At 50.6% G+C, this 14,844-nt stretch carries 15 protein-coding genes; 3 read left to right on the top strand and 12 right to left on the bottom strand.

Annotation, left to right across the window (positions count from 1 at the left end):
• The first annotated feature begins 140 nt into the window (after positions 1 to 140).
• Positions 141 to 1,130 carry a M23 family metallopeptidase gene (locus C7R94_RS20070; protein ID WP_106784032.1) on the top strand — a complete coding sequence of 330 codons (990 nt, stop codon included), beginning with the start codon at positions 141 to 143 and terminating at the stop codon, positions 1,128 to 1,130.
• A gap of 72 nt (positions 1,131 to 1,202) precedes the next feature.
• Here the strand turns inward: C7R94_RS20070 and C7R94_RS20065 are convergent, their stop codons facing one another.
• Positions 1,203 to 1,802 carry a DJ-1/PfpI family protein gene (locus C7R94_RS20065; RefSeq protein WP_106784030.1) on the bottom strand — a complete coding sequence of 200 codons (600 nt, stop codon included), beginning with the start codon at positions 1,800 to 1,802 and terminating at the stop codon, positions 1,203 to 1,205.
• Between the two features lie 134 nt (positions 1,803 to 1,936).
• Here C7R94_RS20065 and C7R94_RS20060 point away from each other — a divergent pair, with 134 nt between their 5' ends.
• On the top strand, positions 1,937 to 2,644 hold the full coding sequence (locus C7R94_RS20060; RefSeq protein ID WP_106784027.1) for an ArsR/SmtB family transcription factor: 708 nt from the start codon (positions 1,937 to 1,939) through the stop codon (positions 2,642 to 2,644).
• Positions 2,645 to 2,867: 223 nt separating this feature from the next.
• On the opposite strand, the gene C7R94_RS30720 is transcribed toward C7R94_RS20060, so the two are convergent.
• From C7R94_RS30720 to C7R94_RS20020, 8 genes are all read right to left on the bottom strand, one after another.
• Positions 2,868 to 2,978 (bottom strand): putative holin-like toxin, encoded by a 111-nt coding sequence (locus tag C7R94_RS30720; RefSeq protein WP_255577108.1) that lies wholly within the window; start codon positions 2,976 to 2,978, stop codon positions 2,868 to 2,870.
• A 140-nt stretch (positions 2,979 to 3,118) separates the two neighbouring features.
• On the bottom strand, positions 3,119 to 4,006 hold the full coding sequence (locus C7R94_RS20050) for a DMT family transporter (RefSeq protein ID WP_106784022.1): 888 nt from the start codon (positions 4,004 to 4,006) through the stop codon (positions 3,119 to 3,121).
• Between the two features lie 95 nt (positions 4,007 to 4,101).
• On the bottom strand, positions 4,102 to 5,259 hold the full coding sequence (locus tag C7R94_RS20045; protein ID WP_199197947.1) for a GNAT family N-acetyltransferase: 1,158 nt from the start codon (positions 5,257 to 5,259) through the stop codon (positions 4,102 to 4,104).
• Positions 5,240 to 6,574 (bottom strand): F390 synthetase-related protein, encoded by a 1,335-nt coding sequence (locus tag C7R94_RS20040; RefSeq protein WP_106784020.1) that lies wholly within the window; start codon positions 6,572 to 6,574, stop codon positions 5,240 to 5,242. The genes C7R94_RS20045 and C7R94_RS20040 overlap by 20 nt, the downstream gene beginning before the upstream one ends.
• Positions 6,562 to 7,416, bottom strand: a complete 855-nt coding sequence (locus tag C7R94_RS20035) for an MBL fold metallo-hydrolase (RefSeq protein ID WP_233220618.1) — start codon at positions 7,414 to 7,416, stop codon at positions 6,562 to 6,564. Before C7R94_RS20035 ends, C7R94_RS20040 begins: the two co-directional genes overlap by 13 nt.
• On the bottom strand, positions 7,403 to 8,404 hold the full coding sequence (locus C7R94_RS20030) for an NAD-dependent epimerase/dehydratase family protein (RefSeq protein ID WP_106784016.1): 1,002 nt from the start codon (positions 8,402 to 8,404) through the stop codon (positions 7,403 to 7,405). The genes C7R94_RS20035 and C7R94_RS20030 overlap by 14 nt, the downstream gene beginning before the upstream one ends.
• A gap of 15 nt (positions 8,405 to 8,419) precedes the next feature.
• Complete coding sequence (locus tag C7R94_RS20025) at positions 8,420 to 9,595, bottom strand: ATP-grasp domain-containing protein (protein WP_106784013.1); 1,176 nt, start codon at positions 9,593 to 9,595, stop codon at positions 8,420 to 8,422.
• Positions 9,585 to 10,580, bottom strand: coding sequence for a beta-ketoacyl-ACP synthase III (locus C7R94_RS20020; protein WP_106784011.1), 996 nt, complete (start codon positions 10,578 to 10,580; stop codon positions 9,585 to 9,587). Before C7R94_RS20020 ends, C7R94_RS20025 begins: the two co-directional genes overlap by 11 nt.
• A 278-nt stretch (positions 10,581 to 10,858) precedes the next feature.
• Between C7R94_RS20020 and C7R94_RS20015 the strand changes: the two genes are divergently transcribed.
• Positions 10,859 to 11,737: a proline iminopeptidase-family hydrolase gene (locus tag C7R94_RS20015; protein WP_106784008.1), complete on the top strand. Its 879-nt coding sequence runs from the start codon at positions 10,859 to 10,861 to the stop codon at positions 11,735 to 11,737.
• Positions 11,738 to 11,800: 63 nt separating this feature from the next.
• Here the strand turns inward: C7R94_RS20015 and C7R94_RS20010 are convergent, their stop codons facing one another.
• The 3 genes from C7R94_RS20010 to C7R94_RS20000 form a co-directional block, all read right to left on the bottom strand.
• Entirely contained in the window at positions 11,801 to 12,787 is a 987-nt protein-coding gene (locus C7R94_RS20010; protein ID WP_106784006.1) for a FecCD family ABC transporter permease, read from the bottom strand.
• On the bottom strand, positions 12,784 to 13,776 hold the full coding sequence (locus C7R94_RS20005; RefSeq protein WP_106784003.1) for a FecCD family ABC transporter permease: 993 nt from the start codon (positions 13,774 to 13,776) through the stop codon (positions 12,784 to 12,786). The genes C7R94_RS20010 and C7R94_RS20005 overlap by 4 nt, the downstream gene beginning before the upstream one ends.
• Positions 13,777 to 13,846: 70 nt before the next feature.
• Positions 13,847 to 14,827: an ABC transporter substrate-binding protein gene (locus tag C7R94_RS20000; protein WP_106784001.1), complete on the bottom strand. Its 981-nt coding sequence runs from the start codon at positions 14,825 to 14,827 to the stop codon at positions 13,847 to 13,849.
• Positions 14,828 to 14,844 lie beyond the last annotated feature (17 nt).

Raw genomic sequence — 14,844 nt, 5'->3', positions numbered from 1 at the left:
AGCGCGCGTCCGCAACAACCTTAACGGAATCATAATTTTGCCGCGACAGATTTAAGCATCCTGTAAGCCAGCGTTTCATGTCCGATAAGAGTGGCTTTCTATAATGGAGCTAGCGCTAAGAAAAAGATAGGAGTGGCGACATGAAAAAAGTTTGGATTTCACTCGGTGTAGGAGCAATTCTTTTGACAGGATGTGCTGCGCAATCAGAAGCAACCACAATCCCCTCTACCACTGAATCCCCCACAAAGAAAGAAGAAGGTGCAAAGACGATGACGGTTCAAGCGGAATCTATTGTGCAAGCTCTCCTTAACGGAAAAATAGAGGAGGTCTATGAGCAAACAAGCCCGTCATTCAAACAGCAGGTTTCAAAAGCACAGTTTGTAGAAGGGTATACGGCTTTCAGCTCGGGGTTGAAGTCGTGGAATCACCATTCCCACACGTCTGTAAACGGCAGCTATTATGGTACCTGGGTGGATCAGGACGCCAAACGAGGCCTTGTCCTTTCGATGGATGAAAAAGGGATCATTACGGGTGTTTTATTAAAGCCGCTGCAAAGCTACCCTGACACCGACAATGCTTTGACAAAGCTGGCGTACAGCGCACCGTTTACAGGTGAGTGGTATGTGTTCTGGGGAGGTCAGAATGTCCTTTCGAACTATCACTACGAGGTGGATAGCCAACGCTATGCATACGATCTGATTCAGGTCAAAGACGGATTATCTTACAAGGGTGATCCTGCGAAAAACGAGAGCTACTTCGCATTCGGGCAAGAAATACTCGCTCCGCAGGCAGGAACCGTCGTGCATATCATCAATAATATCAAGGATAATGTCCCTGTCGGAGCGATGAACGCACAGCAGCCCGCTGGCAACGTCGTCATCCTCGATCATGGCAATGGAGAATACAGCTACTTCGCCCATTTGAAGGAAGGCTCCGCTAAGGTAAAGGTTGGCGATCGTGTGGAGAAGGGGGATTTGCTTGGGCAATGCGGCAACTCTGGCAATTCCAGCGAGCCTCATCTGCATTATCAGGTCTCTGACGGAAAAGATTTGTTCCATAGCAAATCCATTCGCGTGCAGTGGGAGAACGGATTGAATCCTCGTCAAGGTGACAGCATTCCTGCGAAATAAATGGTGTAGCTGTTAAACAGAGGCAGTCCATCCTTTTGTATTGTATCCAAAGAGATGGGCTGCCGCTTTCTTTTAGAGGACAATATCATACTCCATTGTCTTCGCAGTCTGTTCTGCTACTTCCGCACCTACTAATCGCTTGATGATGTGAAAGGACATATTGATCCCCGCTGAAATTCCAGCAGAGGTGACGATATTTCCTTCATCCACGAATTTTACTCCTTTTTGCACAACGACCTCTGGAAATTCCTTTTCCATTCGATCGAGACTTGCCCAATGGGTCGTTGCCTTTTTGCCCGATAATAAGCCCGCTTTTGCAAGTAAAAAGGCTCCTGTGCAGACAGAGGCCATCAGCTCCACCTGCTGCATTTGCTCACGAATCCATTTAATCACTTGCTCATTATGCACTTCTCGCTCCCTCGCACCTACCCCGCCAGGAATGATGAGAATGTCAAAAACAGGCATATTGGCAAAGCTGTAATCAGGTTGAACCTTCAGACCATTCAGCGTTTGAATCATGTTCCCTTTTTCCGATACCGTTTCTACACGAAAAGGTATATGGCTGTCATTTTCCATAGATGTCACCGAGAATACTTCAAACGGCCCTGCAAAATCCAACACCTCCACATCGTCAAACAAAAAAATTCCTACTCGCCATTGCTTGGTCTCCATGTGGCTCTCCCCCATTTCGTATTTGGATATATTTTACAATAGACTTTTGCGAGCATCTTTAGTTTTTTTAGCTGTAAGATTCTGCTAGAGTCATTGATAGAGGATAAAAAATGATGGAGGAGGTCCGCTGTCTGATGAGTACCAGCCCAAATATTATAGAGGTCGCGTCCCTCATAGGAGAACCATCCCGCGTCTCCATCCTGATCAGCCTGATGAATGGCAAGGCACTCCCCGCCAGTGAACTCGCACGAAACGCAAAAGTCACCCCCCAAACGGCAAGCACGCATTTGGCAAAGCTGGTGGAAGGCGGTCTTTTGGTCAGCGAATCACACGGTCGACATCGCTACTATCGCCTGGCCAGCCCTGATGTCGCCCATGCCCTGGAATCATTAATGACGATCGCTGCACCTAAGCCGGTTCGTTCGTTGCGCGAGTCTGACCAATTGCGAGCCATCCGCTATGCCCGTACCTGCTACGACCATCTCGCAGGAGAAGTTGGCGTTGCCCTGACGCAGAGAATGCTGGAAATGCAGTTAATGGAAGTATCTGATCAAGACTACGTGCTCAGTGAAGCGGGAAAAACCAAGCTGCAATCACTCGGCGTAGAACTTGTGGCCAAGCCGAAGAGCAGACGTCGCTTTGCTCGTCCGTGTTTGGATTGGAGCGAGCGACGGCACCACTTGGCAGGCAGTCTCGGGGCTTCACTCACCCACCGATTTTTTGAGCTTGGCTGGATCGAGCGAGTGCCAGGCGGGAGAGCAGTCCGTGTCACGCCGTTGGGCAGCTCTGGATTTATGACCGAGTTCGGACTGCATGTAGATGAATGCAAAAAGCACAGCTAGCCCTGGGGAAAAGAACCTGGATGTTGTCAACATCCTAGATGAGTGCTATTATGGGGATAGAATTCCGATAACTTCCAGCGATTACGGAAACAATAAAAAAATCGGCACGGTGCGCCAACACCATGCCGGTCAGTACAATAAACGGTTCCCTGCAAGGGGATCGGCTCAGCAAAAATTTAGATTAGTCAAGAATGACCGCCTTGGTTACCAGTCTCAAGGGCGGTCATTTCTTTTTAGTCAGGGCAACAACGATTGTTACGACTAGGCCCAGCAGTCCGACAATAAAGCCGCCAAACTGGAGCATTAGTGTAAGTGTTTCGTGAGTAATTGCCACGTTCCCACCTCCCTTCGTTTCCGACATGGGAGATGAGCCGACCACCCTTGAGAGCCGAGTCTATGTACTTGTCCAAATTTTACTACAGTTCGGAATTACATTCCAGTCATTGGTAAGTTGATGTAAAAAAGCACAGCTAGCTACTCTGCCAGCTGTGCTTTTTCACTTACTTGGCGTCGTGGAGCAAACGTCCAATTCACCAAAAAAATCCCTGCGAAAATCAACAATCCTCCCACATACACATGCGATTGCACTACCTCACCCAGCAACACCCACCCCGACAAAACACCGAAGAACGGAGCGAGGAATAAAAAAGCACTCGTCCTGCCCGGATCTCCGTGATTCAGCAAGTAAAACCACGTCGCAAACTGCACAATGGAAGCCATGATCGCGAGCCAGAAGACGATGAATACAGCGGTCGGTGTCACAATCAGCTTAGGCGTTTCCAGCGTGAACCCCATCACCAGGAGAAGAATTCCTCCGAACAGCATCTGATAGGCTGTCATCACCCACACATTGAAGCGGACTCCCCACTTTTTGACGAGAATCGTAGCCATAGACCACGCAAGGGCGGACCCGATACCAAACAGCGTTCCCGTCTCCCATTGCAGATGGAAGCCAAGCGTGATGAACACCCCAACCAGTCCAATCAGAACCCCCATCCATTGCGTCAGCCGATAGGATATCCCTAGAAACACCGTTCCCCATATGACCACGAGCAGTGGATTCATAAACGTCAGGATCGAGGATTCACCCGCTGTGATTGTACGCAGACTCAAAAAGATACATCCCATGACGGCGGCCGTCTGCAAAAATCCGATCACACACAGCTTCCCCCAGTCACCCGCCGACTTCGGGAGCGGTTTTTTCCATACCCACGCACCCATGATCAGTCCTGCCAACGTAAAACGCAGTCCTACCAGCAGCAATGGTGAAAAATAGGCCAATCCAATCTTTCCTACCGCAAAAGACGAGCCCATCAATGATGTCGTCACGACGACAAGTATGCCGAACAAAATTCGATTCATGGCGTTGTTCCCCCGTTTCAGGCAAGCTACTTGTTTCCTCTTACATGTAGTGTACCTGACGGTTAGTTCGATGAGGGTCGAAGTGTATTATTGGTTTACAGTTGATACTTCTCTACCATCTTGACCCCGATTCGGTTCAGCAAGATAGCGAGCACCTTCCAAACTGCTTGACGATAGAACGGCAAATGTTTGACATACACCGCTGTATATTCTGGTTCCCCCTCGGCTCCCCTGTCCGCTTTGAATGCGCCTACGCCCGCACTTTGATGGAGCAGGATGCCCTTGCTCTCTGCTTCTAGTACCAAGAGGCACGACAGCATCCGATACAGCCCGGTCTCTTTGGGGAGCGTCGTATCATAGCCGAATAGCGGTGTCGTCATCACACCATTTCGTTCGAAATAGCCAAGAATGCCGTCCAGCCGTCCGTCTTTTTCCAAGCCGATGAGGGTCAATGTTCTCTTTTGCATCGCCAATCGGACGAACTCCACCGAAAACTGCGGATTATGCTGGGAGTATTTATCCAGATATAGCGCGTTGTATAAAGCAACAATTCGCTCGGCATGCTGTTCTCCCAGCTCCTCATGACGCAGGATGCGATAGCCGGATTTCGCAAGCATTTTTCGATCGCGATTGAGCGTATTGCGGACCCGCCACCTGCCCTGGGCTGGCCAATCGGGGTGAAAAAGGTAGACATAGCGGCTGGGAACCATGAGATAGCCCTTCTCGACGAGCCCCTTGTGGAAATCCGGATACAGCCTGCGACAAACAGATCGAAACGCGATGATATGGCCGGAGAACTTTTGGATGCAGTTTTCCGTGATATCCTTTACTTCATCTGCACTCACATCATGATACAGATTCGTTGATAACAGCCAGTTGTTGACGATGACCATTTGGTTGCATTGGCTTTTTTTCATCCAGCGCCCAAGGCCTGTAAGTACGATCGACAATACCCGCCTCAACACCCCTGAATCGAGCATGCTTAGCTCTTCCTTCGCGTACGTCACGTAGTGGGTAAACACCGAACTGACATACGAATTATCGTACTCGGTATCGTTCACCGTTACGGGCATGATCCGATCGCCTAAACGGAGTGCATGCATCTGCGTCTGTACATTTTGCACATAGCGGGATGGCTCTTCCGTCATCATGGGCAGCAAGTAGCTTTTGACGTAGTCGGCATCCTGTGCCTGTTCCCAAGGGATTTGCCCCGCCGCACTCCCTTCATACCATTCAATCCATTGCCTGCTCACCTGGAACAAACATCCTCTCTACCCGCCGCAATTTTTTTGTACCGAGATTCAACTTGTACGGTGCAAACACAATCGCAGGCAATTCTCCTTGCTGATCGGCAATGACCCGCTCAAGACTTTGGCGTACTCGCTCCTGCTCTCGCATGGACGGTCCTTCCCCATTTTTCATGAGAAGTGCTACCTCAACTTGCTCGTAGCTTAGCTGCCGTACCGTATACTCTTCAATCGAATCAGACGAGGTAATGACAGCACGACGGATGAAATCAGGAAAGACCGATATCCATCTTGCTTCGTGTTCATGACGAAAAACAAACAGATCATCTGCCCTGCCCTCAATCGATTCCAACGCCATAAACACCGAGCCGCACGGACATGGCGAACGCTTTTCCGTCAAAATGTCGTTCAATCGATAACGGATAATCGGCTGCGTCGTCCGGGAAAAGTCTGTGATGATCGGAAAGAATCGCTCCTTTTGCTCATCGAGGTATTCCTTTTCCACCACCACGAGGTCTTCATTGACATGCAACGTCCCGTGTGAGCAGCTCACCGCAAGCAGCCCTTCTGTGCATTGATAAATTTGATGCACGATCTGCCCGAACACTTCTGCGATGTACGTTTGATCCAACGGGTCCAGCACTTCCGCCACCGAGATCACCTTGATCGGAGATATCCGCAATTTCCCTTGACGCTGTGCAGTCGCGAGCATTCTCAACATCGAGGCTGGCGCAACCACCACCGTTGGCTGATACTGATTCAAGTGATCAAGGTGCTGATCGAGCGGTATTTGCAGATCGAAGAACGAGAATTGAATGCGACGCCTGTTGACCGCCGTATACAGGTTGCTATTCGCTCGCAAGAAAAAAGCAATCCGATGTGTCGACCATAGCTGACCAGGCAGTGCTTTCGCCAAAATCACTCCTGCCCATTTCGCCTGCTCCTGCGGTCCCACGAGGAAAAGCCCGCGATTGCCAGATGTCCCGGAAGACAAGCCTACGGTCACGCCATTTAATTGGGGAGTAAAATCGCGTGTCGTTTCTGCTTTCAGTGCAATCGTAAAGGCTTCTTCCTTCTTGATTCCGCACGTATTCAGCTCGTTAAAATGGCCCATCATGCACTTTTTATCAATCGGCTCCATTTGTCTCCATTGTTCTGGCGTTCCCAATCTCTTTCGGTAAAAAGGAGAAGCTGGCAAAATGCGTGACAACATCACTCTGACCTGGGCTTCTTGCCATTTCACCAGCTGTTCACGCGAAGAAAACCGACGGGCAAGCCACTTCGTTTTTACATACTGCTTCAAGAGCGTCATGATCTCCATGTGAACTCTCCTCTGCTGGCCTGCCAGACTTCCCCGCAGTGAGTCGGCATGATTTTCATATCGGGACGCTGGCGGGATAGCACATGCAGCTTGTGCAAATGCTCGCGATACGCCTGTCGATCCGCCATGACCAACATAGCAAACGGATGAGGCAACAGGTTGCCGCGGTAGGCTTCACTCGACCAAGCGGCATCCGCGCACAAAAATACGTCTCCATGATCCCGATCGCAAAGGAACACACCAAACTGCCCGATTGCATGTCCGTTCAGATCGACGATGTACAGACTCTGATCCGCAAACAAATCGTAGCCTTCGGTGTATGGCGCGTAAGCTTCAGGCAATGCCACCAGCCCTCCTCGATCAATGAAAGTCACCCGTTCATCGAAATCGTGCGGCATCAAATCAGGCAAGTACGCCTCCCGCAGTGCCGCCCACCCCGTCTTTCCCTTGACGTGGTTGTAGGCACTCTCGAAGCAGTATAGTCGCGCATGCGGAAAATCTCGCAAACCGCCAATATGATCCGCATGAAAATGGGAAATGAGAATACCCGCTATGTCTGTCGTTTTGATTCCGCGTGCCGCGAGTTGCTCAGAAATACTCTCATGTGCCTCTGAGACTACGGGCGTTATTTTGCCGTACAGTGAATAAGGAAGCTTGCTCGTAGCTTCAAAAAAGCGCTGCGAATAGCCCGTATCAAAGAGCAGCAAGCCGTGGACGGGATGCTCGATAAGCCCTGCGATGGCGTGAAACGGGATGTTTTTCATCCGGCCGCCTTTTCGTGAAAACATTTCGAGCTGCTGGCAGTAGCCCGTGTCCATCAGCGTCAGTTTAACGTCCATCATGCGTCCTCCACCATTCTGTAAACGTCTCGATGCCCTCGGCAATGCTCACCCGCGGTTCATAGCCCAGATCGCGCTTCGCCTTTGAGATATCCAATGTTTGTGATTTGGCGAGCACACCGACCGAGTAACGCGTCAAAACCGGCTCGCGATAGCCCAAAACGGTCTTGGAGAGTGTCTCCAGCACCCAAGCTGCCGCATACGCCTTCCAATATGGCAGCTCGCGCGTTTTCAGCGGAACCCCCAAGCGTCGGAACACATCTGACAACACCTCGATCATCGTCACTGGCTCCCCATTTGTAATGTTGTAAGCCTGTCCCAATGTGTGCGCTGGAGAATCCATGCACAAGATCAGCGCATCCACGACATTTTCCACATACGTCAAATCAATGATCGCCTTGCCTCCGTCGATCAGCGGAACGAATTTCTTTTCATTGGCGCGGATCAATCTGGGAAGGATTGCATTGTCCCCAGGGCCAAACAAGGCCCGAGGACGAATCGTAATCGTCGGAAGTCCTCCAAGAAACGCCTTGTCGACCTCCAGCTCCGCCTGGTATTTGGTCTGTGCGTAAGTATTGGCAAACCGTACGGGCATCGGCTCATCTTCGCGGATTCCCAGCTTGTCTTCAAAAGCAAAGTAAATGCTCGGCGTCGATACATGGACCAGACGCTGGATGTCGTGCTGCTTGCAGCCCTCGATGACATGAATGGTTCCTGTCACATTCGTCTCATACATGTCACGGTACGTTCCCCATGGGGAGGAAAAAGCTCCCGCGTGATGCACGATATCCTGACCGCGGCAAGCCTTCACCATGGCTTCTCTGTCTCTTAGGTCTGCCCGAAGGAATCGAATGCCTCGCTCCTGCAATAGCTTCCCGATTCGCTCGTCTCGGCCTTGCGCTGTTACCTCATAGCCCATTTCATTCAGTCGTGTAGCCAGCTTCTGTCCGAGAAACCCTGTCGCCCCTGTTACTAGAACTCGCTTGTTCATTTCTTCCTCACTTCCTTATGCCTCTTCTCCGTTCCACTCGATATCGCTCGTACTGCAAGCGATCATGCTCTTTCCCGTTCGAAAGCTCTGCCAAGCCAAATCTGCCAGCATGGAGAACTGATCAAAAAAAGGCCTTGGATCATCCCGCCTAAACAGAACATCCCTTGCAGAAAGGAGGTCGCTCCCCCAACGCTTTACCTTCTTTCCATTCGTCACGCCAAGAAGGCCGTATGTCAGCATCGCCATCCCTAGCATGCAAGCTTGTTTTCCAGCAGGAACAACGGTTTTTCCACGATCAGAAAAATAGGCAGTAGCAGCCTCTTGCTGTCCTGTAAACAAATGCACACCGCTTGTCAGGCGTGGATTGCACTCAATCACATATAGCTCTCCCTGCTCATTCTGAATGAAATCAAATGCGATTTGTCCGCTAAACGTATTTCGTTGCACGAAGCGACTAACAAAATCTCTTACCTGTGGATGATCTGAATAGGCGAAGTAAATTGAGGCACCCTGCCCTGCTGTATGTGTTGTTTCGTAATCGGCGTACAAGGTGAGCTGTCCATTCTGAGCAACCGCGTAGCTGCACACCTGTTTCCCTTTTATAAACTGTTGAACTAGCCATGGTTGCCTAGCTGTCGGTTCGGGCAGCGTGGACTGCCCTGCCGCAGATGACGGGTCTGCCACGATTTGTACATGAGCTGCGAAGCGAGAATAGACGGGCTTCAGCACCACAGGTCCGCTTGCTTGCAGCATGGCCTCCCGCAATTGAGCCGAAGATTGTACCCGAACCGTCTGTGGAACCAGTGCTCCCGCCTCACGCGCCTTTTCGGCAAAAAGCCATTTGTCGTGCAACGAACGCAGTACCTCGCTTCCTTCTACCAGCACTTCACCATAGTCAAGCAATTGATCCCGCCCGCGCGATACGTAGAAGATCTCCTCGCAAGTCGGGATCAAAAGATCAATGCACTCATGCTGCATGATTTCGCACAGCTTTTCGATATAAGCATCGGGCTCTTGTCGGGGAGGAGGCACTTGGTAGGACCGCTCAACATAACGAGAGTGCTGACATAAATGTCGCCGCGCACTCTCCGCTACAATGACTCGATGTCCCGCAGAACCCAGCAAACGAGCCAGTTCTAACGTAGCTGGAGCTCGTCCTCCTGTCAGCAAGACTGATTGTTTAGTATTCAAGCACAATTCCTCCGAGAGACAAGCCAGCCGATGTGCCCAGCAGCATCAGGTGATCGCCCCGCTGTACTCGATTCTGCCCAATCGCTTCATGCAACGCCATCGGGATCGAAGCTGCGATGACATTACCATGATCCGCCAGAATGTTCACCATTTGCTGGTCGCTAAACCCGAGCTTGCCTGCCATGATCCGCATCGCCATCCCACTGGCCTGATGAGGAATAACTGTACGGATTTGCTCCTTGGTTACGGAGGCTGAGGACAGCAAACGATCCACAAATCCGGTAATCAACTGCGAGGTCAGGCGAAAAATTTTCCGTCCGTCCATATCAAATGCAAAGTCTGCTTCTCTTCCTTGTGCAAATTGGCTCGGGTGAATCAGCGTGCCGCCACCCCTTATTTCGGAATAATGCGCGCCTTCACTGTATGTTTTCATGCTTGAACCCAAGATGCGGGAGCTTTCTGTTTCTGGCGTCCTGCCGATGACAACAGCCGCAGCACCATCTCCGAACAGCACGCAGCTCTCTTTTTGCTCCCAATTCAAACCTGCGGAGGATATTTCTGATGAAATGATCAAAACTCGCTCGTAAATACCAACCGCCATTTGGCAAGACATCACATCCAGCGCAGTGACAAAGCTTAGGCATGTCGCATTTATATCAAAGCAAGGAATACCTGATTTGCTTATTTGAAGCTCTTCTTGAATCAAAGCAGCCGTGCATGGGATTTCCTGCTGCGCCGTCCCGCTTGCACATACGATACAATCGATATCGTGAAGGGAAAGTCCCGCCGCTTCCAAAGCACGCCTAGCAGCGATAGCTCCCATCTGTGCTGCCGTTTCGTTCGTCACAAAATGCCTGACGCTTACCCCGGACTTTTTCTCTACCCATCCAGGCGCAAGTCCCAGCTTTTCTTCTAGTTCTGCCGCTGACACTCGCCGAGTGGGCAAGTATTTCCCTGTTCCGAGGATTTTGATTTTTCTCTCCATGATCTGTGTCTCCCTTAGCTCGCATTACTCATACAATATTCGACATCTGCCATTTATTTTACCTAAGTTTGTCGATTTATGGTAAACAGAATAAACACTTGGTACTAATTACCCAAGTGTTTACGTATGCCGCATTTCCGATGTGCTGGTATATCAGTGATGATAAATAGAGGGTCTAAACACGCTCTAACTCAATTCTAAAAAAGTGTAAAAACAATTCCATATGCTATATTGAAAGGAAGAGAAATCAGTCTGAACCTGAAGTGGAGGCATTATCGATGAGTAAGCAAGAAGACTATATTGACGTTCCTGGCGGAAGAGTATGGTACAGTCGTGTCGGCGAAGGGGAGAGAACGCCTCTGATCGTCCTTCACGGAGGACCTGGCAATACGCATGACCCGCTCAAATCAACGCTTCATGTCTTAGGCAACGACAGACCCGTCATTTTCTACGATCAGCTCGGGTCAGGTAATTCCGACCGCCCGACTGATCTGACTCTTTGGAAAACCGAGCGCTTTGTGGAAGAGCTGGCTTGCATCAGACAAGCCCTTGGCTTAAAAGAGGTTCACATTCTGGGGCACTCGTGGGGCACGATGCTTGCAGCCGCTTATTTGGTGGATGCCAAGCCGGACGGGGTACAGAGCATCATCTTCTCCAGCCCATGCTTGAGCGCAGAGCGTTGGAAACAGGACGCAGATCGTTTAATCGAGCAATTGCCAGTAGATGTGCAACAAACCATCGCCACACACGAGGAGCAGGGCACAACTGATTCACAAGAGTACCAGGATGCCATGAAGGAATACTACAAGCGCCATGTGTGCCGCCTTGATCCAATGCCATCCGTCATGACAGAAAGCCGCCCAAAAGCGAACAAAGAAGTGTACATGACGATGTGGGGACCGTCTGAGTTTTGCCCGACAGGGAATCTGAAAACATTCGACTACACACCCAAGCTGCATCAAATCACCATCCCTTCCCTGTTCGTTTGTGGCCGTTATGATGAAGCGACACCTGAATCGACAGGTTATTATCAGTCTCTGGTGCCAAACGCCGAGCTCCATGTCTTTGAAAACAGCTCGCATGTCGGCTATCTGGAAGAGACAGATGAATACGTGCAGGTTACCCGCCGCTTTTTGCAAAAAGCAGATCCGAAATAAAAACGCCACCACACAAAAAAGACCGAATCTCGCAAGTCCTTTTGCAAGATTCGGTCCCTTCTTTTATACTCCTCTTCTTTTCTCTCGTCCGATCAAATACAAGAAATACGGCGCCCCAATGACAGCTGTCACGATGCCCACGGGAACCTCCATCGGAGGCAAAAGCCATCTGCCTAGCCCATCAGCTGCGACCATGAGCGTAGCACCGAGCAGAGCAGCGACCGGGAGAAGAAGTGCGTGCTTCCCACCTACTAATCGACGAGCGATATGCGGTGAGAGCAGACCGACGAACCCAATGGAACCGACAACCGCCACACATGCTCCTGCAAGTGCGACAGAGGTTACCAAAAGTACAACACGAAGTCTCGTCACATCCTCGCCCAACCCTTCTGCTACATCATCTCCGAGAGACAATACGTCAAGTCGGTACGCCAATGAGTAAGCAATCGGAAGAAAGACGAGTATCCACGGGAGCACCGCCCATACGTGTTCCCATCCCCGCCCCCACAAGCTGCCTGCCATCCAGAGCAGTGCCGCATTGACATCCCCTGGATTTTTGACCATCAGATATTGGATGCCCGCCTGACAAATAACCCCGATGGCGATCCCTACCAGCGCTAGAGTAGCAGGCTGGACGCGTTTTCGCGCGGTATATACATACAAAATAGCAGCGACAACTGCCGCACCCCCAAATGCCGCCAACGGCAGCAAATACGCCGGAGATTTGGGAAAAAGAAAAATGACGATGGCAGAGGCGAGTCCCGCCCCTTTAGTGATGCCGATTACGTCGGGAGAGGCCAACGGATTGCGAATCATTCCTTGTAAAATAGCCCCGGATACCGCCAATCCCGCTCCAGCCAGCATGGCGAGGACAATACGCGGCAAACGATACTGCCCAATAATAAAGCTATGATTTTTTGGTCCCGTCCCGAAAAGCGACTCGACTACCTCACGCGGCGATATGGACACCGCCCCAGTTCCGATGCTGATAATGGCAGTGACGATGAGCAACAGAAGGAAGGCAGGTGCAATACTTTGTCTGCGTGTCATGATGCTCTCCTCTCCTTACCCACTAAGTAGAGGAAAAAGGGAGCGCCCAGAAAAGCGGTCACGATGCCTACTGGCGACTCATACGGATACGCGATAAATCTGGCAAGAACATCCGCATAGACCAGCAGCAATGCGCCGAGCAGCGCTGTAATCGGGAGGTATAGCTGACTCTCTCTTCCTAGCACAAGCCGTGTCAAATGTGGCACCATCAATCCGATAAAGCCGATCGGACCAGCAACGGCAACAGCCGAGCCTGCTAGTACGACGACAATGATTCCACAGATCGTCCGTACCCGGATTACATGTTGTCCAAGATTTTTGGCCACATCCTCACCCATACGCATAATCCCGATGGAGCGAGCCATAAAAAAGGCTGCCACGAGCCCACCGATCGACCATGGCAGCACACGGTTCACATCCGTCCAATCTGCTCCATCCAATGACCCCGCAAGCCAAAACAGGACTTGATCGGTAGAGTGCTGGTGAAACAGGATAAATGCCTCTGTAATCGAAGCGAGAAACAGATGGACGGCTGTGCCAGCCAAAGCCAGCTTAACTGGAGTCATCCCCCCAGCCGCACCTAGATAGTACACCGCAAAGCCACCTATGACAGCCCCGCCAAAAGCGAGTGGCGCTAAAAATGGCACCGGGAGATGGGGCAAGAGTACCAAGGCAGCAACAACAGCCATCGATGCACCTGCGTTAACCCCAAATGTCTGTGGCGAAGCGAGCGGATTGCCTGTCATTGCTTGCATAATCGCACCAGCCACACCGAGACCGGCCCCAATGATTACCGCCAATAGCGCTCTTGGAAGCCTGAGCGTCGTCACAATCAAGTGCTCCTGTGATGTAGAGGGGGCAAAAAGGGATTTTACGCCACTCACCACTCCCATGTCTGTCCAACCAACCGAGATACTAACGACTAAGCCGAAAATGAGCAGGAGCATTCCTGCTGCAAAAACAATGCCCGCCTTTGAAGCTCCCTGCATATGTACTGCCTCCTCCCGCAAAAACGACGGGATCGATGTCAGCTACGACACCCATCCCGAAAACTTCCCTTTATTTGCCGGAAAGAAGCGTTACTGCTTCCTCCGAACTTAACTCCGATCCGATCAAGCCTCGAGACAGCGCCCATTTATTGCGAGCTACTTCAAACACCTTGCCATTTTTTACAGCATTGATGTTTTGCCAAAGTGGGTTCGTCTTCCATTCATCCACAATCGTCTTGTCACCTGTTTTCATCAAAAACAGTACGTCTGGATTGAGGGCAACCAGCTGTTCCAGATTAGTTTTTGGATACGCCTCTTCACTCTTTGCCGCATCCTCCAATCCGAGGTATTCCATCAATGAGCCAGCATAGGAAGCATTGGAGTGAGCGAAAAATCCGGTCGGGTTCACTACTGCCGGCAGAACCTTCAGCTTAGCATCGGTTTTTGGCAGCTTCGCTTTGATGGCTTCCATTTTCGCTTGATGCTCGTCCAGGCGTTTTTTGCCTTCTTCTTTCATGCCTACTGCATCAGCGATTACGGCGTAATTGGCTAGCATATGCTCGTAGTTCGCATGGTGGTCATTCAGTACAATGGTCGGTGCAATTTGCTTCAATTTGTCGTACACAGCCTTGTGCTTGTTCAAATCTGCAATGATGAGATCAGGAGCAAGGGAACTGATCAGCTCCATGTTTGGTTCGTAACGAGAACCGAGCGATGTATAAGTTCCTACTTTTTCTTTCACCTCAGGAATGATCAGATTCGCATCATTGTCATCAGAGATTCCTACAGGAGCTACACCCAATGTCGCCAAAGCATCTGCAAAGGAAAAGTCCATCACGACAATACGCGCAGGCTTGCCAACGATTTCCGTTTCCCCCAGCTCATGCTTGATCACTCGCTTTTCACTTGAAGCAGCTGGTGTAGGTTCTGTTTGGGTAGCAGCTGCTGGCGCTGTTCCCTGTGCATTTTGTGTCGCTGTACCGCAACCACTCAAAAAGACAGATAGTATAAAAATAAGAAGAAATCCGGGTAACAACAGTCTTGCTCTCATGATGAGAAAACCTCCTG

The sequence above is a fragment of the Brevibacillus sp. NRRL NRS-603 genome (assembly GCF_003013445.1).
Lineage (GTDB): Bacteria > Bacillota > Bacilli > Brevibacillales > Brevibacillaceae > Brevibacillus > Brevibacillus formosus.
This window is presented reverse-complemented; position numbering and strand designations above follow the sequence as displayed.